The organism is Mesorhizobium sp. M8A.F.Ca.ET.181.01.1.1, assembly GCF_004792025.1.
Lineage (GTDB): Bacteria > Pseudomonadota > Alphaproteobacteria > Rhizobiales > Rhizobiaceae > Mesorhizobium.
The window spans coordinates 31608-50788 of record NZ_SRTV01000004.1 but is presented as its reverse complement, the minus strand read 5'-3'; the positions used below and the strand labels follow the sequence as shown (position 1 = coordinate 50788).

The following is a 19181-nucleotide window of genomic DNA, read 5'->3' as shown; positions in this document are numbered from 1 at the left end:
CAATCGGAGTCCACAATGACGCATACTTCCGACATCACGCGGCCGCCCAGGGATCTGATCGACGCGCTAAAGGAGATCGGCGCCGCGACGGTTGCCGGCACGCTTGGCCATATGGGTTTCCGCAATCCGCATATGGTCGGTCCGGTGGCGCAGAACCACGGCAAGTCGATCGTCGGGCCGGCGCTGACGCTGCAGTTCCTGCCGCAGCGGCCCGATCTTTTCAACGAGGGAGAATATGCCGATCCGGAGACACAGCTCCACCGGCATGTGCTGTACCACGCACAAGAGGGGGATGTGGTCGTGGTCGACGCGCGCGGCGACATGAGCTCGGGCGTGTTCGGCGATATGATGTCGACATACTTCAAAGGCAGAGGCGGCGCGGGTATCGTCATCGACGGCTGCATGCGCGACCGGCCCAATGTCGAAAAACTCGACCTGGCCCTATGGCTGCGCGGCTGGACGCCCAACTACCATGTGCAAACCAGCATCTATCCCAATGCCGTCAACGTTCCGATTGCCTGCGGCGGCGTCACGGTGATCCCCGGCGACATCATCGTCGCCGACGATGACGGGGTGGTCGTGCTGCCCGTCGCAATGGCCGCGAAGGTGATCGAGGAATCCCAGAAGCATCACGACTGGGAGGAGTTCTCGCGTGAGAAACTCATGCAGGGCGGGTCGTTGCAACGCTACTATCCGCTCCACCCAAGTGCAAATGATGAGTATGAGGCTTGGCGGAAAGCCAACCCGAAATCTTGATGGACGGACGAGGTCGCGGGTATCTCCCAGTCGTCCATTGCCTTGTCAGGCACGGGCTTATTGCCGCGCCGTCGGCTCTCGCACCAAGCTGATCGTGTCACCGATACCGTGCCTGGTTCCATTTGTGGCCAAGCAGCGAAAGGATGATGATCAGCCCGTTGAAGAACTGGACGTAGAAGCCGCTCAGGCCAGCCGCCACGACGCCGGTTTGGATAAACGACACCGTGACGGCGCCGATCGCGCCGCCGGCCACCGTGCCGATGCCGCCCCAGGTCGGCGTGCCGCCGACGAACACCGAGGCCAGCACCGGCAAGAGATAACCGTCGCCGGCCGTTGGCCACCAGGTGAAGTTGATCATTACGGAGAACGTGCCGGCGATCGCGGCCCCGATGCCGACGAAGACGAACACTTTCACCCGCACGCGCTTGACGTCGATGCCCATCTGCTGGGCACTGTCGGGATTGTCACCGACCACCCTCACCTGCGCGCCGAAGCGGTGGCGGTTGTATAGCATCGCCGAAAAGACGACGAAGGCGATCGCCCAAAAAATCTGCACCGGAATGCCCCAGATCTGGCTGGAGAAGATCCGGTAGGCCCAGCTGTCGGCAAGGCTGGTCAGCGAGGTCGATCTGCCCTCATTGATGATCTGGATCAGGCCGCGCAGCAGGAAATTCATGCCGAGCGTGGCGATCAGCGACGACAGCCCGCCATAGACCACCAACGACCCGACGAGGAAACCAAGCAGCGTGCCGGTGACCAGCGCTGCCGCAATGCCGAGGAACGGATCATAACCGGCCTGCACAACCAGCGCGAAAACCCAGGAGGCGAAACCCATCGTCGCGGGAAACGACAGGTCGATCTCGCCGCACGTGACGACGAAGACCAGCGGCACGACCACGAACAGCGCCACGGGAAGCGTGGTGAGCACGGCGCTGTAGAGATACCAGGTTGTGAAGACCGTCGGGTTGGCGATCATGAAGACCGCCATCATGACGATGAACACGGCGAGCGTGCCAAGCGACGCCCGATTGTCGAGGACGAAGCCGCGCAGCCAGTGGTCGGACGGGTGCCTCCACTCGTTCCGGGAACTGCCTTGGCGGGACGTGCCGGCCGACGGCTCGTGCAGATCGGGCTCCATGGTCTTGCTCATCGTGCTCTCTGCTCCGCGTCGCCGGTGTCGTGCAGTCCGGCCAATCCGCCCGGATGCGCGACGTCTTCCATGAAGTTGATGAGATCTTCGGCCGACTTGACCTCGCTCCGGTCGGCGGTGAGCGCGACCTTGCCGCGGTCCAGCACCACGAAGCGATCGGCGATGTCGAAGACATGATGGATGTTGTGGCCGATAAACAGGATCGAGCGGCCGCTCGCCCGCACCTGGCGCACGAAATGGAAGACTTTGGCGGTCTCGGTCAGAGACAGCGCCGTCGTCGGCTCGTCGAGGACGATCAGTTCCGCTTGCTTGTAGATGGCACGCGCGATCGCCACGCCCTGGCGTTCGCCGCCCGACAGCTGGCCGACGATCGAGTGCGGCGTGAATACTTTCGAGGTGAAGCCGATCTCGCGCATCAGCCGACTCGCCTCCTCGATTTCCTTGCCGATCTTCAGCCAGCCGAGAAAACCGGTGAGTTCGCGGCCCATGAAGATGTTGCGCACGATCGTCTGCTGCACGGCCAGCGCCCGGTCCTGGAACACCGTTTCGATGCCGGCCTCGCGCGAACGTGCCGCATTCCAACCGGTCACCGGCTTGCCGCGGATGAGGATCTCGCCGCTGGTCGGCTTGACCACGCCGGAGAGGATCTTGATCAGCGTCGACTTGCCGGCGCCGTTGTCGCCGATGAGGCCGACCACCTCGCCGCGGTCGACGCTGAGATTGACCCCGCCAAGTGCGTAGACGTGGCCGTAGGACTTGGCGATATCGCGCAGTTCTATGAGACGTTCGGCCATCGGATCCTCGCTTGATTGTCTCGCACCGGCCTTCTCGCCGGCGGTGCCACCGGCCGGGGCCTGATCCCGGTCGGCGGCTTGGGAGGTCAGCGCAGCGCCTGTTTGGCGAGTTCTGCGACGATTGCGTAATTTTCGGGCGTCACGAAACCGGCGCCGGTGTCGACATTCATCGGCGCCAGACCCAGCACCACTTGCTGGCAAAGGCTGAGGATCGGCAGATAGCCCTGCAGGAATGGCTGCTGGTCGGCCGTCAGCTGCACCCAGCCGCCCTTGAAGCCCTCGACGATCTGCGGGCTGGTGTCGAAGCCGAAATTGAAGATATCGCCGGGCTTGCGCCCCGCCGCCTGCATGTAGGTGGAGACATTGCCGAGCATCTGTCCGCCGGGATAGCCGACCGCCTTGATGTCGGGGTGATTGAGGAGCGCCGCCGTGATCACCGGGATGGCGAGGTTGGGGTCGGACGCCCATTCGCCGCTCGGCGGCGAGGACAGCTGGATGACCTCGACCCCCGCCTCCTTCAGCGCCGCCACCGTGCCGCGCTCGCGCGCGCCGCGGTTCTCGTTCTCGAACGGGCCGATCATGATTGCCTTGTCGCCGGCCTTGAGCTTGCCGAGCTTGAACGCTTCGGCGCCGAGGGCGCGGCCCTGCTGTTCCTGCTGCGCACCGACATAGCCGCCACCGAACGCCGCCGTCACCTTCGGCACCGGGACGTTCTGGTACATCATCTTGATGCCGTCCTTATGCGCCTCTTCGGCGAGCGGCATGATCGCGGCGTCGCCCGGATGGCCCATCATGGCGATGCCCTGGGGCTTGACCGCGACCGCTTCGCGCAATTGCTGCACCATCTTCTCCGCGTCCCACTGGGAGAAGATGTAGTCGACCTTCGGCCCGAGATCGGCCGCGGCCTGCTTGGCGCCATTGTAGACGATTGTGCCGAAGGCGTCGCCCTCGGCGCCGCCGACGAAGAAGCGGATGTGGACGTCCTTGCACCATTGGGCGTCGAGCGCCTGCGCCGGCAAGATGGAGATTGCGGCGGCAAGCGCCGTGGCCGCCGCCACGACGGTCGTGCGCAGAAATGTCGTTCTGGTCGCGATGCTCATGCACGTTCCTCCCATTGTTTCCCTCGTCAGCCGAGGGGTTTTTCGAACGATTGCCTTGGCAGTACCACTTACGGCCGGCTCCTCCCGCCGACCGGTCCTCACGCCGGATTTGGCAGGTAGCTCGCACCTCCCCGGCATAGCTTGAGATACTCCAGGGCGCGTGCTTGTCCCGTGATCTCGAGGTCACCGCGATAGACCGGATCGTGCCAGCCTTCGATGTCGATGGCGCCCTTGTATCCGGCCAGCCGCAATTCGCTGATCACCCGCGTCCAGTCGCTGTCGCCGAAGCCCGGCGTGCGCATCTGCACGAATGGCAGCCGGCCGAACACGCCGTGCTCGCGAATGACGTCCCAGCGCACCGTCGCGTCCTTGCCATGGACGTGGAAGATGCGCGGCGCCCATTTGCGGATCTGTGGCATCGGATCGATCAGATAGACGAGCTGGTGGCAAGGCTCCCATTCGAGGCCGAGATTGTCGTCAGGCAACTCGTTGAACATCAGCTCCCAAGCATCCGGATTGTGGGCGATGTTCCAGTCTCCGGCGGCCCAGTTGCCGTCCATCGCACAGTTCTCGAAGGCGATGCGAACGCCCTTGTCGGTGGCTCGCCTGGCCAGCGGCCCCCACACCTCGCGAAAGCGCGGCAGGCTGTCTGTCAGCGGCTTGCCGCGGAGCCGGCCGGTAAAGCCGCAGACCATCGAAGCGCCGAACAAATGCGCATTGTCGATGACCGTCTCCCAGGCCTGGAGCACGCCACGGTCGACATCGCCGCCCTCCAGCGGATTGCCGAACACGCCGATCGAGGACACCGTGACATCGGCATCGCCGATCGCCTCGCGGATCTGTCCGGCCAGCCGGGGTAGGTCCTTGCCACCCAGGGTCTGCCAGAAGAAGGGTTGGATGCTCTCGAAGCCGAGCGGCAGGATTGCCTTGATGTAGGCGGCCGGGTCGTCGAGGTTGGCCCGCACCATGGTGCCGATCCTGATGTCGAGAAGCGGGTTTGGCATCATTGTGCTTCCTTTGCGATCATCACGCGACGTCCGGTTTCGGCGCTTTCGATGGCGCCAAAGACCATGGCCAGGCTCTTGATGTTGTCGGCGCCGCGCGTTTCCGGTTCTGTGCCGGTCTCGATGGCGCGCATGAAATCCCTGATGATGCCGAGATGGCCGTCGACGCGGTCGGCTGGATCGAGCGCCGGCACCTCGATTGGCTGGATCTTGTCGAACATGCCGTCGCGACCCGGCACCACCACTTCCGCCCTCAACCCGTCATGGCCGTCCCAGATCAGGCTGCCGCGCTCGGCGACGATGCGCCAGCTACCCTCCCAACTGGTGCGGAAGCCGGCCGCGCACCAGCTGCCCGCATAGGTGAAGACCTTGCCGCCGCCGAGATCGAAGACCGCGCTGGCCGATGAGCCCTGTCGGTACCAGGAATTGGCCGGTTCCCATTCCTGGCAATGGACCGCGGCCGGCTCGCCATTGACCATGTAGCGGGCGGCGTCGAATGTGTGGATCGCCATGTCGAGCAGCAGCACGTGCGCCATCTCTTCGCGAAATCCGCCGAAATGCGGTGCGACGAAAAAGTCGGCGTGGATGCTGGTCGCGGCACCGATGGCGCCGGAGTCCAGAAACCTCCGGATGCGTCGGACATTGGCGACGTAGCGGCGGTTTTGGACGACGGCATGGATGCGCCCGGCCTGGCGGGCGGCCTCGACGATGGCGCGGGCATTCTCCGGGCTATCGGCGAGCGGCTTTTCCGTCAGCAGATTGCAATGGTGGGCAAAGGCGGAAAGCGCAACGTCGCGCCGGGCGGCGGGAACCACCACATCGAACACCGCTTGCGGTCGGGTCTGGTCGAGCACTGCGTCGAGACTGGTGCCGATGACGGCACCACTGAGATCGTATTCGCGCGCCCTCGCCCTCGCCCTGTCGGCATCGAGGTCGACAAGGCCGACTATGGCGAGCCCGTCGATCTGCCGCGCGGCATCGAGCCAGGCCTTGCTCATCGCTCCGCAGCCGACAAGAACGGCGTCGATCATCCAGCGCTCCTCCTCTCGGCCCCTCCAGGCCGATGGTTCCGGCGTTCACGGCGTGACCGTAAACGTTTTTCCGTAAACGTTTACGAGAACACACCCGAAGGCGTAGAATGTCAATCGGCCGCCGGCGAAAATCGTCGTTACGCCTTGGCCCGGGCGGCCACCGGTGCTAGCCAAGCAAGGGGAGAACAGTCACTTGGCGTCCAGCATTCACGACCTTGCCCGTCACCTGAACATTTCGATCGGCACGGTGTCGCGAGCACTGAACGGCCGCGCCGACGTCAATGCCGACACGCGCCAGCGCGTTCTCGAGGCGGCCAGGGCTCTCAACTATTCGCCGAACCAGTCCGGCCGCAGTCTCAGGCAAGGCGCTACCCACTCGATCGCCTTCATGCTGCAGCCGCATCCGGGCGACCAGGAATATGGCGAGCCGTTCTTCATTCCGTTCCTGACTGGGTTGCAGGGCCGGCTCGCCGAAAGCGGACTGGACCTGATCGTGGTGATGGGCGCGCCGGGCGACTATCAGCAGGAGCGCCTGCGGCGTGTCGTCGAGACGCGCCGTGCCGATGCGGTGGTGCTGGCCTGGACGCGGCGCGAGGACGAGCGCATCGACTATCTCACCCAGGCCGGCTTCCCCTTCGCCACGCTCGGCCGTAGCCGCTCCGGCGACAAGGCCTACCCCTCGCTCGATCTCGATTTCGAAAAAGCAGGCGCCGACGCGGTCGACCGGCTGGTGGAGCGCGGCCACCGCCGCATCGCTGCCATCCGCCCATCGCTCGATCTGAATTTCGGCTATCTGTTCCTCGACGGCTACCGCAAGGCCTTGCGCCGGCATGGCATCGCGGTCGATCCCCACCTGATTGCCGACGGCTTCATCAACGAGGCCGGTGGCTACGAAGTGACCCCGCGGGTGATGCGCCGCAAGGACCCGCCGACCGCCATCATCTTCAACAATGACGCAATGGCGCTAGGGGGATGCAAGGCGCTGGCCGAGATGGGGATCAAGCCGGGTCACGACATGGCGGTGACCGTCATCGTCGATACGCCGCTCTGCCGCTATTTCTCGCCGGCGCTGACTGCTTTCCGCCCGGCGCTGCAGCCGATGGGACGGCGGCTCGCCGAAATGCTGCTGGCGTCTCTTCCTGCCTTCGCCGGCCCGGAGGGTCCACGTATCATGCGCGAGGTCTGGCCGCTGGAGCTAATTGCGCGCGATAGCGATTGACATACCGGATCCCGGTTCGGATCGAGGCCTCGGCCGCCTGAACGAGGAGCTTTGCCGGATACCAATTGTCCGTGGCCCGGAAACGATGCCGCTTCAAGCGATCGCGGTTCGGCTTCCACCGGATCACGGCAGGCGTCGCCGGTGACCTGCCGGGCGTCAGTCGCGCGACATGGACAGCCCCGTGAGAAGCGGAGCGTACGCGGCGAGCCTGCCGGATACGAACTCCGTGAAGAGCCGCACGCGCTTCGTCTTGCGTGTGTCCCCCTGTGTGAGAAGCCAGAGCGTTCCGTACATGTGCAGGTCGGTGCCTGGCACCCTCACCAGCAGGGGGTCGGCATCTCCGACGAAGCACGGCAGCGTCGTGATCCCGAGCCCTTGCCGTACGGCAACGATCTGCGCCTCGCCGTCCGTGGTCCTGAACGGAACCCCCGTTGTGCGAACCTCACCCTCGCTGGCCCAGTCTGGTATTCCATGAATGCTTATGACGATCCACCGGATGGGATCCGGCGCACCCGCACGCCACGCGGCCAGTCGATCGCGGGAGATGTAGACGCCGCCGAACAGCTCCGGTCCCTTCAGTCCGTGAAGATTGAGCGGCAGGGTTTTGCGGTCGTAGACGACGCGGATCGCCACGTCGGCCTCTCGGTTGGTCAGATTTGCCAGCTCGCCGACCGACAAGATTTCCATCTCGATGTCGGGATGCAGACGCGCGAAATCGGCGAAGTCCGCCATGAGCAGGTGTGTCGCGAGGGGCGGTGCCAACGTCACCCGAAGAAGCCCGCGCACACTCTGGTCGCGACCGAAGACGCGGGTCTCCAGCTGGTGCGAGGACGCTTCCATCTGGTTCGCGAGCTCGAGGACCTCTTCGCCCGCGGCCGTCAGGCGGTAGCCCGAAGGCAGCTTTTCGAACATCTGCGCCCCGAGGCGTTCCTCGAGCTGTGCGATGCGTCGCAGCACGGTCGAGTGATACACCCCGAGGCCCTCGGCGGCAGCCCGCACCGAGCCTCCGCGCGCGACGGCGAGAAAATAGCGAACGTCATCCCAGTCGATCATGGTGCAATCCAGCACCGCGCGGTGCGCCTTCCAAAGCCCGTATCTAACGCCATCGTACAGCAGTACGGCCGTCATCATAGCCTATGTCGATGAGCGCAGCCCAATTTTCGAACGGCAGACACCGATCGCCGCGGCTGGCATCAGTCATTCAGCCGGATCGATTTTGCACCACCGATGTGCGCGTTTCCGCACTCAATGCCTGGCTGCAGCGGACCCATCTTCAGGTTCTCGGGGGCCTCCCCCGAACGACCAAAGTTGGAGTTCGAAAGGAAAAATCATGGGAAAGCTTGAAGGTAAGGTTGCCGTCATCACGGGTGGATCGAGCGGCATGGCGCTGGCGACCGCCAAACGGTTCGTGAAGAAGGCGCCTATGTTTTCATCACGGGCCGGAGGCAGGAGGCGCTCGACGAGGCCATCAGGCTGGTTGGCCGGAACGTTACCGGCGTGCGCGGCGATGCGGCCAATCTCGACGACCTCGACCGCCTGTTCGATACGGTCAAGCGGGAAAAGGGCAAGATCGACGTCCTGTATGCAAGCGCCGGCACGGGCGAAGCCGTCCCACTGGGCGAGATTACCGAGCAGCATTTCGATGCCACCTTCGGCCTGAATACGCGCGGCACACTGTTCACGGTGCAAAAGGCGTTGCCGCTGTTCAACGATGGCGGATCGATCTTCATGACCGGATCAGTGGCTTCGGTGAAAGGTTTTCCTGATTACAGCGTGTATGCGGCGAGCAAGGCGGCGTTGCACGCATTCGCACGCGGATGGCTCAACGAGCTGAAGAGCAGGAATATCCGGGTGAACGTGCTGCACCCCGGGCCGATCGCCACACCGATGCAGGACCAGGTTCTCACCGAGGAGGCGAAGCGGATGTTCGAATCCCTGATTCCGCGGGGAAAGATGGGGCGTCCCGAAGAAATTGCGGCGGCCGCGCTGTTTCTTGCTTCAGACGATTCGAGCTTCGTGAACGGGCTGGAGTTGTCTGTCGACGGAGGCTTCTCGGCGATCTGAAATCGCGCCGGATCGCGGGAAACGGCTGATCGGCGAGAACGGACAACCCAGCGCCGTTGAAGGCCGGGGAATCAATATCAACATGGATCGGAGAAATATTATGAGCTACGCAATTGTAGGGTTCGGTAAGGTAGGCCAGGCCCTCGCCCACGCTTTCGCCCGTAAAAACATCAAGGTTGCCGTCGCGAGCCGCCGGCCGCCCGAGGCGTTGGCGCCGCAGGCTGGGGCAATTGGACCCACGGTCGTCGCCAAGTCGCTGCGGGACGCACTCGAGGCCGACACAATCATCCTGGCGGTCCCGTTCGGGGAGCACCGCGAGGTTGCGAGGGCCCTGCCGAGCTGGAAAGGCAAGACGGTCATCGACGCGATGAACGCGTTAGTCCCCCCTGAGGAGTTGGACGGTCTCCTGTCCTCCGCCTTCGTCGCGAAGGCGTTCTCCGGCGCCAAGTTCGTGAAAGGTTTCAATCACCTGATTGCGGCCACGCTGGCTGCCGATCCGATCGTCGAGGGCGGGCACCGGGTCGTCTTTCTGTCAAGCGACGACGAGGACGCGGTCGCGCCCGTGGTGGCCTTGGCCAAACAACTCGGGTTCGCACCCGTCAAGCTGGGAAAACTCGACGAGGGCGGCGCGCTGGTGCACGCACGCGGCCGCATTTGGGGCCAGCTCATCTTCCAGGATTTGTTCAAGAAGGAGCAGTAATCGATCTACGATCCGTATGATCGATGCCGAGAACCGGTCGCGTGCCAATTTCTTCGAGCAGCGCGCGACCGGCATCCCTCCCACCGGCGTTCTCGGCCGGCAAGTTCGCCAACAACTGTTGCGCCGCTTACGCTAAGTCTATCCAGGACCGCTCTTTCGCCGGCTTTGAGGTCTCGTTGCCCGCGAGGTAGACTGCTCGCATGACCTTCAGGCTCATCTTCCTCGGCACCTCGGCCAGCGTGCCCTCGGCCGAGCGCAACCACCCGGCGCTGCTCGTTGAAGCCGGCAGTCAACGGGTGCTGGTCGATTGCGGGGAAGGCACCCAGCGTCAGCTTCTGCGCAGCGGCGCCGGATTCAGGCGACTTGATCGCCTGCTCCTCACGCACGCGCATTTCGACCACGTGCTCGGAATTCCGGGCTTGTTCTCGACGCTGCGGCTCCGGCAGAGCGAGGACCTTGTGACCATTCATGGCAGCGCCGACACTCTCGAGGTCGTCGCCCGCATGCTCGCTGGCCTTTGGGGTGAGGGACGCGCGCCGATCCCGCTGCAACTGGTGCCGCTTGTGCCCGGAGGCGTGTTCGACGTGGATGAGTTCACGGTCGACTGCTTTCAAGTTCGCCATCGCGACACGGACAGCTACGGCTTCGTCTTCGAGACGCCGGCGCGTCGTCACCTCGTTTCGGACCGCATGGCAGCTCTCGGTGTGCCAGACGGCCCGATCCGGAAGGACTTGGCCGAAGGCCGCTCAATTTCTCTCCCCGACGGCAGGACGATTGCTCCCGAAGCAGTTCTCGGACCACCCGAGGCTGGCAAGAAGCTGGTCATTGTAGGTGACACCGAAACCACCGATGGATTGGCCGACAAGGTGAGCGGCGCCGATCTGCTTGTCATCGAAGCCACATTCCTGGAACGAGATGCAACGATGGCGCGCGACTACGGACACCTGACAGCCGCGGAGGCAGCATCGCTGGCAGCGACCAGTGATGTAAAGCAACTCGTTCTTACGCACATCTCCGGCCGCTATCCCGACGACGAAATTCTCGCGGAAGCCGTCCGGACGTTTACGAACAGCCTTGTCGCAACGGATTTGAGCACCCTCACCGTCTGATGGCAGAGCCATGACATTCAGAATTGGCATCATCTCGGACACGCACGGTCTGCTGAGGCCGCAGGCGCTGCGCTGCTTGGCCGGGGTCGACCACATCATTCATGGAGGAGACATCGGTCGCCCTGAGATCATCGCAGCGCTTCGCGGTATCGCACCGGTTACCGCAATCAGAGGAAACGTGGACACCGGTGGGTGGGCAGTGGAATACGCGGAAACCGAGCTCGTCCGCCTCGCCGGGCGAGCAATCTATGTGCTTCATGATCTCAAGACGCTGCAGATCGACCCGGTTGCCCAGGGCATCGATTTGATCGTGTCCGGTCACTCGCATGTGCCAAGCATGGAGACAGTGGATGGCGTGCTCTATTTGAATCCGGGCAGCGCTGGCCCACAGCGGTTTAAGCTGCCTGTCACCCTTGCGACGGTCGACATCACCCGGGACAGCATTCAGCCCTCGATGTGGAGCTTGGTAAGCGGCTGAACCGCGCACGCATACACACGTCCACGCTTATATCCGACGGTCTCCTGGACTCTTCACCAGACGGCCAGACGCGCCGCAACGCGGAGAGAAGCATTTTCCACGACAGGTCGGCGGGGGTTCTCGCCGCGTCGGGAGTTCTCGCCGCGCGCGGTGTTGGACTGAACCGTCATTTCTGGCGAAACGCGGAGTGGAACGACACAACCAGCGGGCCTAAAATGTAGTCGAGTGCCGTGCGTTGCTCGGTAACGATCATGACCGACGCCGGCATGCCCGGATAAAGCGCGATCTGTGGGGCCGCGGCTAATTCCACCGGATCGACCGCCACGTCCGCGAGATAATAGGGAAAGCCGGTCTTGGTGTCGGTGATGCGATCCGCCGAAATGCGGGTGACGCGTCCATGAATGATGGGTATCGAACGCTGCTTGTATGATGTGAAACGAACTTCGGCGGCCATGTCGGGACGCAGGTTCGATATATCCTCGACGCGAACCTGTGCCTGGACGATCAGCGAATTCTCGGTCGGCACGATGTCGAGGATGGTCTGGCCCGGCGCCACGATCGCACCGATCGAGAAAACGCTTAGATCCATCACTTGGCCGTCATAGGGCGCACGCACTTCGGCCCGGTCCATGGCAGCCTGGGCGGCGAACATCTTGGGTATGAGGTCGGACAGGTTCGATTGCGTATCGATCAACATGGCCGACAACTTGGTCCGGCGCTCATTGGTCAATTGTGCGATCTGGCTCTCGAGTTCGGCTTTGCTCTGTTGGCTGCCGCCGATGGCGCCGAGATTATCGTCGATCAAGCCCTGCAAATCCGAGGCCGACCTTTCCAGTTCCAGGATGCGTGGGCGGGTCGTCAAACCGGCCTTGAGCAGCTTCGACAGGCTGGCCTTCTCGTCGATCGTCGATTTGAGCTGGGCCTGGTAGGATTCGACTCGGGACTGCTTGCCCCGTATCTGCTCCTCGAGCTCGGCAATACGCCGCTGAAGGATCTGTTTGGCGCCGGCCATCGAGGCGCGTTGGCTTTCCAGGTCGGCGATCTGGTTTGCCATTGCGTCCTTGAGGTAGTCCTCGTGCTCTTTGAGGATGTCCTTGGGGAAGGCAACAGCCTCGCTGCCGTCCAGTTCGGCACGGATCCTGGCATCGGTTGCGCGCAACAGCGCATATTGCTGGGCATAGAGATTGAACTCGGACCGAATCCTGGTGTCGTCCAGCTTCAGCATGATGTCGCCCTTCCTGACGACGTCGCCATCCTTGACGCGGATCTCCTTCACCGTGCCGCCGTCGAAATGCTGGACGCTCTTGCGATTGCCTTCCACCTTGACGATGGCATCGGCGAGCACGGCACCGTTCAGAGGGGCAAAGGCCGCCCAGCCGCCGAAAATGCCGAAAAAGGCCATTATGATCAGCAGGCCGATATAGGCCGGCACCCGGATGGAATCCGGAGCCAGGATGCCGGCCTCGCCGGGCAGGCTATGGTAAGTGAGTGCGCTGTCGCTCATCGATCTCTCCGACCACGGCTCATTGGGTCGCCACCGCCATTGGCGCCGCGCGCTGGTTGAGCAGCGCCACGATCTCGTTTCTCATGCCGAACGCCTCGACGGCGCCATCGCGCAACAGGAGTATCTTGTCGACATTCGCCAGGGTCGAGGGACGATGCGAGACGATGATAACCGTGCTGCCGCGGCGCTTGAGCTCGATCGCGCAGTCGCTCAGCGCGCGGTCGCCATCGGCGTCGAGATTGGAACTCGGCTCGTCGAGAATGATCAGTTTCGGCGTTCCAAACACCGCCCGGGCAAGAGCAATCCGTTGCCGGTATCCTCCCGACAGCACGGCGCCGCCCTCGCCGATCTGCGTCTCGTAGCCCTGCGGCAGGCGGATGATCATCTCGTGTACGCCGGCGAGCCGCGCGGCCTCGATCACCTCCTGGTCGACATTGGTCTTGAAGCGCCCAATGTTGGCGGCGACTGTATCGGAGAAGAGTTCGATATCCTGCGGCAGGTAGCCGATGTGATCGCCGAGCGCGTCGTGCCCCCATTGCGACAGGTCGGCGCCATCCAGCCTGACCGTGCCTCGGCTGGGTTGCATGACGCCGGCAAGGTGGCGCGCCAGGGTCGACTTGCCGGCGCCGGAGGGGCCAACGATCCCGAGCGCCTCGCCAGCCTCCAGCCGAAACGACACCTCGCGCAGAAGCACCTTCTGCTGGCTGAGAATTGCAAAGCTGACCTGTTCGACGGAGATCGTGCCACTGGGCTTGGGCAGGTTGAACGCTCTTTCGTTGCGCGCGCCGCCGTCGACCAGCTTCTCGACCCTTGCCAAGGCAGCCCGCGCCAGGATCAGGCTGCGCCAGAGGCCGACGATCTGCTCGACAGGCTGCAGCCCCCTGCCCAGCAGGAGACTCGCCGCGAACATGGTGCCGCCGGTAATTTGCCGTTCGATGACCAGATAGGCGCCGAGGCCGAGGATCAGCGATTGCATGGTGAGCCGCAGGAACCGGATAAGGCCCGACATCAGGGCGGCGCGGTCGCTTGCCTCCGCCTGGCGCCGCAGCGCCAAGTTGCGGTCGCGCCCCCAGCGGCGGATGAGACCGTCGATCATCCCCATGGCGCGAACGACTTCCGAGTTCCTGAGACTCATCTCGGTGAAGTTATAGTTGTTCGTCGCCAGCTCGTTGGCCTGCTTCAGCGGCGAGCGCACGAGATACTCGTTGAGCACGGCCATGCCGATCAAGAGCAGCGAGCAGCCGAGCGCGAAGAAGCCGAGCCAAGGATGCAGCAGGAAGATGATGCCGATGTAGATGGGCGACCATGGCAGATCGAACAGGGCGTGGATGCCGCTGCCGGTGATGACCTGCCTGAACGTATCGAAGTCGCGGATCGGCTGGCTCGGCGAGGAGCCGGGCGATGGGGTTTCCACGGACGCGGCGAGGATCCTTGCCGAGAGCAACCGGTCGAGCCGGGCGCTGGCACGCGTCAGGATCCAGGCGCGGACAAGGTCGAGACCGGCCAGCGAAAGGAACGCCGCCAGCAACACCAGGGTCAGCATCACCAGCGTGGTTTCGCTGCCGCTGGTGACAACCCGGTCGTAGATCTGCAGCATGTAGAGTGGGGAGGCGAGGTAAAGCAAGTTGATCGCCAGGCTGAATGCCGCCGCAACCAGGAAATAGCGGCGGCATGCCCGAAGCGCATCCTTCACAATTCGAGACTTGCTATCCACTTCCAGAACCCCACTCGATACTCGTCAGGTCAAGGGAGACGCCGCAGCCGGCGGCCCTGTTCGCTCACACCACCAAGTCGCTCGAAATCGCCCCACTGCCGATGCCGGTCAGCGTAAATTCCGCCGGACTGTACGAAACGACGGTATGGCCCTGGCCATCGTCGGCAAGCTTGAAGGCGTTCGCATCATAGCTGCCGACCAGATGCAATGCGGCGCCATGGGTGCCGTCCGAAACGGTCAGCGTTCCGCCGCTGCCATCCTGGTTTGCCTGATAGACGGCCGTCGTTCCCGCACCGAACAGGATATCGCCGAGGTCCAGTCGGTCATCATTGGTGATGCCGCCGATGCGTCCGCTGTAGTCGAAGGAATCGTCGAGTTGCAGCGTGCCGGCAGCGTCGTGTCCGAAGGTGACGTCCGTCGACGAGGCGCCGCCGAACTCCAACTTCGACAAGTTGCCGATGGTGGCATCGCCGTCGCCGGTGACTTGGCCATGGATTACGATGTCACCGCCATTGGCCCAGAGCATGCCCGAATTCGCCAGGCCGCCGGTGATCGTCAGCCCGCCCGAACCCGTTGCTTCCAGCGTTCCGGAGTTGGTGACGACACTGCCTCCGGTATCGATGACCAGCGCATTCGAGCCGGAGGCGATGATGGTCCCCCTATTGTCGAGGCTGAGCATGCCGCCGCCCAGTTGGCCGGCGCCCGAGATCGTGTTGTCGACGTTGACGAGAGTGACATCCGGCCCTGTGCCGGAAATCATGTTGGCGGCGCTGTCGGACAACAGGATCTGCCCGCCTCCCTGCAAGGTCACGCCGTGCTGGATAACCTGCAGCAGCGTATCGCTGCCGGTCGAGTCGAGCGAGATCAGGCCGCTGTTGTTGATAATGCCGCTCAGCGGCAGCAACGCGCCGTCGCCGATCGTCATGGTGCCTGAATTGTTGACCACCGGCGTCTGATCGAAGACGAAATTGCTTGCCGTGAGTGCGCCCGAATGCACGCCGTCCAGCGTGATCGACTGTCCGTCGCCGAGCGCGATCACCGCATTGCCGTTGGCATCGTCGGCGATGTGCGTCTGGAGGTCGGCAAAGTCTGCCAATCCACTGTAGCCGATGAGGTCGATCTGGTCGGCCGCGGCGTCGAAATTGTGCACCGTGTCGGCGCCGATCGGCTGCGAGAAGACGAAGAGGTCGTTGCCGTGCGAGCCGGTCAGCACGTCGTCGCCGGACCAGGCAAAGATCGGCGATCCCGGAGCGTAGGCCTCGACATTATCGGCGATCGACGCGCTGCCCAAGGTACCGTCTGCGTTGATCCAGCTCATCTGGACGTCGAGCACGGCTGCCCCGGTAAAACTGGCCGGTGTGGTGACGGTCAGCCCGTGCAGGTCGTTGGTCTGCACCGTCCAAGATCCATCGGCGTTGTGCGTCGCGCCGTCGATGGTCCAGCCTGAGGGAACGTCCTTCACCGTAACGGTGATGAGTGCGCCTTCATGTGAGGGGTCGGTGAGAGCAAGGTTGATGGGCTCACCGGCGGTTCCGGCGGGAGCCGTGAATTTTGTGCTGCCGCCGCCCCCACCGTTGGTTTTGAACGTGACGCTATCCACGGCCGTGGCGGAATTGTGCGCTGTGCTGTTGTCGGTGACAACTGCACTTATCTGATGGACAGAGTTGCTTACCGGGAATGGAGCCGATCCATCATCAAAGGTATGAACATAGTTACCGCTAACCGATCCAGCGGCCAGTTCTGCGGCGGTCATGGTATAGATGAGAACGGGTGCACCTCCATTTATGCTGTCATACAACTGGACGCTCTGGATACCGCTGGCATCCGTTGCATGCACAGTGAAGGTAGACTGTTGCTGGCTTGAGCTTAGCGCATGACTTATCGAAACACTCGGAGGGGTGGCGTCGCTACCTGTTACATTGATCGTCGCCGTGGCCGAGCCAGTATCCGTCCCGCCGTTGGCCGTGCCGTCACCATCCACTAATGTAAAGGTGACGGTCTTGGCGATAGTTCCACTGGTTGCGTTCGCATAGAGGATGTGATCGGCAAGGGCCTGCGCGGCCACGGCGGTAGCATTGGTGTTGAATGTTATGACTAGGCTCGACCCGCTCGTGCCGCCGGTGAAAGTACCGATGATCGTTCCGCCATAGGTGACATTGCTGCCGCTGACGCCGATCTGGCCGGCGCCCGTGCCCTGGTTCTGGATCGCCAGTTGATCGGCGGACGTGCCATTTGCTGTAAACGAGACAGTCAGCGAGCCTCCGTTGAAATCAGCGGAGTCCACATCGGCGACTGTTCCGGTAGGAGCGATTGCGGTCGCAGCCGATCCGGCAGTGTAGCTGAGGCTTGTAGATGTGCCGGCCAGCGCGCCATTGAGATCAACCGTTGGCGCATCGTTGGTGCCGAGGATGTCGATATGCACCGAGGTCGGAGTGCCGTCGGCGCTGACCACGTTGAAGTTCTCGGTGTAATGCTGGCCGGCGGCGAACTCGTTGTGGGCCGAGCTTGCCGTGTAGGTCCAGGCGCCGGCGCTGTCGATGGAGAACGAGCCATAGGTTCCAACGGTCGCGGCCTGGGCGACGAAGGTCGCCGGGCTGTCGACATCCGAGATGGTCAGCGTACCGGAAGTGCTGATCGCCGCTGCCGTGTTGCCTTCGGTCAGATTGACCGAAGCAGACGAAAGCACGGCCGCGTCATTGGTGCCCAGTATATCGATATGCACCGATGTATGGGTGCCGTCGGCGCTGACCACGTCGAAATTCTCGATGTAATGCTGGCCACCAACGAATTCATTGTGAGCAGAAGAGGCGGTGTAGGTCCAGGCACCGGCTGCATTGATGGCAAAGGTGCCATAGGTCCCTGCGGTCCCGGCCTGGGCGACGAAGGTCGCCGGGCTGTCGACATCCGAGATGGTCAGCGTGCCGGAGCTCGAGATGTCGGTGGCCGAGTTGGTCTCGGTCAGGTTGCGCACATCGGCCGACAGGATGGCGGCATCGTTGGTGCCGTCGATGTTGATGGTCACCGAGGTGTGGGTGCCGTCGGCGCTGACGACATCGAAGGTGTCGGTGTAGGTGGTGCCGGCGGCGAACTCGTTGTGGGCCGAGCTTGCCGTGTAGGTCCAGGCACCGGCGCTGTCGATGGAGAACGAGCCATAGGTTCCAACGGTCGCGGCCTGGGCGACGAAGGTCGCCGGGCTGTCGACATCCGAGATGGTCAGCGTGCCCGAAGTGCTGATCGCGGCCGGCGTATTGCCTTCCGTGAGGTTCCGGACATCGGTCGACAGAACGGCCGCATCATTGGTGCCGGCAATATTGACGACGATATTGTAGCTGGCGCTTCCGTCGGCCGACTTCACCGTCAGAGTGTCGGTGACATGCTGGCCTTGGGTCAGCGGGTCGGCGAGAGTCTGGTTGAGCGTATAGGCCCATACGCCGGTTGTCGTATTGAAGGTGAAGGTGCCATAAGTGCCCTGAAGGCTTGGGGGAGCCTGGAAATGGTCCTGGCCGACATCGGGGTCGGTGATGATCAACTGTCCATGCGCGTTGGGATCATTCAGCGTGCCATTGGCAACGCCGCCGGCCTCCACCACGGTCGTGTCCGCGCCCGGGACGGCGGTGATTATCGCGCCGTCATTGGTGCCCTGGATATTGACGGAGACGCTGGCCCAGCTCAGCGTTCCGTTGCCGAGTTTGATCGCATAGGTGAAGGTCTCGTTGATCTGGTCGCCCGCACCCATGGCTTGCAGGCTGGCGAAGCCATGCGCCGCCAGATATCCACTAAGGTCCATCTCGACCTTGCCGTTGTTGATGCGGATGGAAACCCCGCCGCCGATGCTTTCCCAGGCTGAAATGCCGGTCGCCTGAACGTCCTGAGTCGTCAGGTCGATGGGGGCGTATTGCTTCGTGGCCGTCGATGCGGAAATCCCATCGTCCACCGAAAAGAGGGACTTCGCGTTTCCACCCTGATCGTTCGCCATCACATCGAGAACTATGATGGTTTGCGAACCTGAAGCGAGGACGACCGTATCCTCGGTGAGATTGAAAACGTCATTGTTTGCCTGCGGTGTATTGGAGAACGACGTCGTGGTGCCGCCGGCACCGGTGACCTGAGTAGCCATTTTTCAACCCCTTTTCCCTATGACAGACGCCCCTACGCCTGTTTGTTGACAGCCCTGCACGACCACGCCCTGTCCAGGCGTCGATCCCAAAAATCGGCACACAACTGGGTTGGAAGTGCAGTGCGCCATCAGCGCGCCTGCCGGGCAAGAACTGCCGGCTGGAGCTAGCGGATGATGATCACATGATGGCGGCGGCGACGACGTTGGTCGCTGCGCTACGTCTCCCTACCCCAATTACATCCTCTAAATCGTCGGGTTTCCGATCATGATATTTAGAAGATGCTTATATTAGGAGATTATTAACTCTACTGGAGAGGAGGCGTCAACGCCCAACTTTGGGGAACAGTTAATATTCGAAGTCAGATGCGGCATGAGTTCACGGCCTGGTGCACAGGTGACGGCTCGCGGAGCCTGCCTGACGCCTCCGAGAGAGATAACCCA

Annotated in this window: 14 protein-coding genes and 1 pseudogene; 6 read left to right on the top strand and 9 right to left on the bottom strand. The window is 63.0% G+C overall.

Features of this window, described 5'->3' with window-relative positions; all coding sequences use genetic code 11:
• Window positions 1–15 precede the first annotated feature (15 nt).
• Complete coding sequence (locus tag EN824_RS16085) at window positions 16–756, top strand: ribonuclease activity regulator RraA (RefSeq protein ID WP_135881784.1); 741 nt, start codon at window positions 16–18, stop codon at window positions 754–756.
• A 97-nt stretch (window positions 757–853) separates the two neighbouring features.
• On the opposite strand, the gene EN824_RS16080 is transcribed toward EN824_RS16085, so the two are convergent.
• The 5 genes from EN824_RS16080 to EN824_RS16060 form a co-directional block, all read right to left on the bottom strand.
• Window positions 854–1906 carry an ABC transporter permease gene (locus EN824_RS16080; RefSeq protein WP_135932493.1) on the bottom strand — a complete coding sequence of 351 codons (1053 nt, stop codon included), beginning with the start codon at window positions 1904–1906 and terminating at the stop codon, window positions 854–856.
• Window positions 1903–2700, bottom strand: a complete 798-nt coding sequence (locus tag EN824_RS16075) for an ATP-binding cassette domain-containing protein (RefSeq protein WP_135932492.1) — start codon at window positions 2698–2700, stop codon at window positions 1903–1905. Before EN824_RS16075 ends, EN824_RS16080 begins: the two co-directional genes overlap by 4 nt.
• 86 nt (window positions 2701–2786) lie before the next feature.
• Window positions 2787–3800, bottom strand: a complete 1014-nt coding sequence (locus EN824_RS16070) for a substrate-binding domain-containing protein (protein WP_127275496.1) — start codon at window positions 3798–3800, stop codon at window positions 2787–2789.
• A gap of 98 nt (window positions 3801–3898) precedes the next feature.
• Window positions 3899–4807, bottom strand: coding sequence for a sugar phosphate isomerase/epimerase (locus EN824_RS16065; protein WP_135932491.1), 909 nt, complete (start codon window positions 4805–4807; stop codon window positions 3899–3901).
• On the bottom strand, window positions 4804–5835 hold the full coding sequence (locus tag EN824_RS16060; protein WP_135932490.1) for a Gfo/Idh/MocA family oxidoreductase: 1032 nt from the start codon (window positions 5833–5835) through the stop codon (window positions 4804–4806). The genes EN824_RS16065 and EN824_RS16060 overlap by 4 nt, the downstream gene beginning before the upstream one ends.
• 193 nt (window positions 5836–6028) lie before the next feature.
• Between EN824_RS16060 and EN824_RS16055 the strand changes: the two genes are divergently transcribed.
• Window positions 6029–7054 carry a LacI family DNA-binding transcriptional regulator gene (locus tag EN824_RS16055; protein WP_135916036.1) on the top strand — a complete coding sequence of 342 codons (1026 nt, stop codon included), beginning with the start codon at window positions 6029–6031 and terminating at the stop codon, window positions 7052–7054.
• Between the two features lie 156 nt (window positions 7055–7210).
• Here the strand turns inward: EN824_RS16055 and EN824_RS16050 are convergent, their stop codons facing one another.
• Entirely contained in the window at window positions 7211–8107 is an 897-nt protein-coding gene (locus tag EN824_RS16050) for a LysR family transcriptional regulator (protein ID WP_135932607.1), read from the bottom strand.
• A 277-nt stretch (window positions 8108–8384) separates the two neighbouring features.
• Between EN824_RS16050 and EN824_RS16045 the strand changes: the two are divergent.
• The 4 genes and pseudogenes from EN824_RS16045 (at window position 8385) to EN824_RS16030 (ending at window position 11405) form a co-directional block, all read left to right on the top strand.
• Window positions 8385–9118: pseudogene (locus tag EN824_RS16045) on the top strand (SDR family oxidoreductase).
• 100 nt (window positions 9119–9218) lie between these two features.
• Entirely contained in the window at window positions 9219–9818 is a 600-nt protein-coding gene (locus EN824_RS16040; protein ID WP_135932489.1) for an NAD(P)-binding domain-containing protein, read from the top strand.
• A gap of 200 nt (window positions 9819–10018) precedes the next feature.
• A complete protein-coding gene (locus tag EN824_RS16035) occupies window positions 10019–10927 on the top strand; it encodes an MBL fold metallo-hydrolase (RefSeq protein WP_135932488.1) in 909 nt (302 codons plus the stop codon).
• Between the two features lie 10 nt (window positions 10928–10937).
• Window positions 10938–11405: a metallophosphoesterase family protein gene (locus EN824_RS16030; protein ID WP_127275505.1), complete on the top strand. Its 468-nt coding sequence runs from the start codon at window positions 10938–10940 to the stop codon at window positions 11403–11405.
• Window positions 11406–11571: 166 nt separating this feature from the next.
• On the opposite strand, the gene EN824_RS16025 is transcribed toward EN824_RS16030, so the two are convergent.
• The 3 genes from EN824_RS16025 to EN824_RS16015 all read right to left on the bottom strand — a co-directional run bounded on the left by EN824_RS16025 (window position 11572) and on the right by EN824_RS16015 (window position 18740).
• Entirely contained in the window at window positions 11572–12909 is a 1338-nt protein-coding gene (locus tag EN824_RS16025) for an HlyD family type I secretion periplasmic adaptor subunit (protein WP_135916034.1), read from the bottom strand.
• A gap of 19 nt (window positions 12910–12928) precedes the next feature.
• Complete coding sequence (locus EN824_RS16020; protein WP_127870428.1) at window positions 12929–14623, bottom strand: type I secretion system permease/ATPase; 1695 nt, start codon at window positions 14621–14623, stop codon at window positions 12929–12931.
• Between the two features lie 64 nt (window positions 14624–14687).
• The gene (locus EN824_RS16015; RefSeq protein WP_189522183.1) at window positions 14688–18740 is read right to left on the bottom strand and encodes a VCBS domain-containing protein; all 4053 of its coding nucleotides are present in this window, start codon (window positions 18738–18740) and stop codon (window positions 14688–14690) included.
• Between the last annotated feature and the right edge of the window lie 441 nt (window positions 18741–19181).

Excerpts from the sequence above, each read along its gene's own strand:
- EN824_RS16065 (WP_135932491.1), bottom strand. The coding sequence starts at position 4,807 with ATGATGCCAAACCCGCTTCTCGACATCAGGATCGGCACCATGGTGCGG.
- EN824_RS16035 (WP_135932488.1), top strand. The coding sequence starts at position 10,019 with ATGACCTTCAGGCTCATCTTCCTCGGCACCTCGGCCAGCGTGCCCTCG.
- EN824_RS16070 (WP_127275496.1), bottom strand. The coding sequence starts at position 3,800 with ATGAGCATCGCGACCAGAACGACATTTCTGCGCACGACCGTCGTGGCG.
- EN824_RS16080 (WP_135932493.1), bottom strand. The coding sequence starts at position 1,906 with ATGAGCAAGACCATGGAGCCCGATCTGCACGAGCCGTCGGCCGGCACG.
- EN824_RS16025 (WP_135916034.1), bottom strand. The coding sequence starts at position 12,909 with ATGAGCGACAGCGCACTCACTTACCATAGCCTGCCCGGCGAGGCCGGC.
- EN824_RS16085 (WP_135881784.1), top strand. The coding sequence starts at position 16 with ATGACGCATACTTCCGACATCACGCGGCCGCCCAGGGATCTGATCGAC.
- EN824_RS16040 (WP_135932489.1), top strand. The coding sequence starts at position 9,219 with ATGAGCTACGCAATTGTAGGGTTCGGTAAGGTAGGCCAGGCCCTCGCC.
- EN824_RS16030 (WP_127275505.1), top strand. The coding sequence starts at position 10,938 with ATGACATTCAGAATTGGCATCATCTCGGACACGCACGGTCTGCTGAGG.
- EN824_RS16050 (WP_135932607.1), bottom strand. The coding sequence starts at position 8,107 with ATGATCGACTGGGATGACGTTCGCTATTTTCTCGCCGTCGCGCGCGGA.
- EN824_RS16015 (WP_189522183.1), bottom strand. The coding sequence starts at position 18,740 with ATGGCTACTCAGGTCACCGGTGCCGGCGGCACCACGACGTCGTTCTCC.
- EN824_RS16075 (WP_135932492.1), bottom strand. The coding sequence starts at position 2,700 with ATGGCCGAACGTCTCATAGAACTGCGCGATATCGCCAAGTCCTACGGC.
- EN824_RS16060 (WP_135932490.1), bottom strand. The coding sequence starts at position 5,835 with ATGATCGACGCCGTTCTTGTCGGCTGCGGAGCGATGAGCAAGGCCTGG.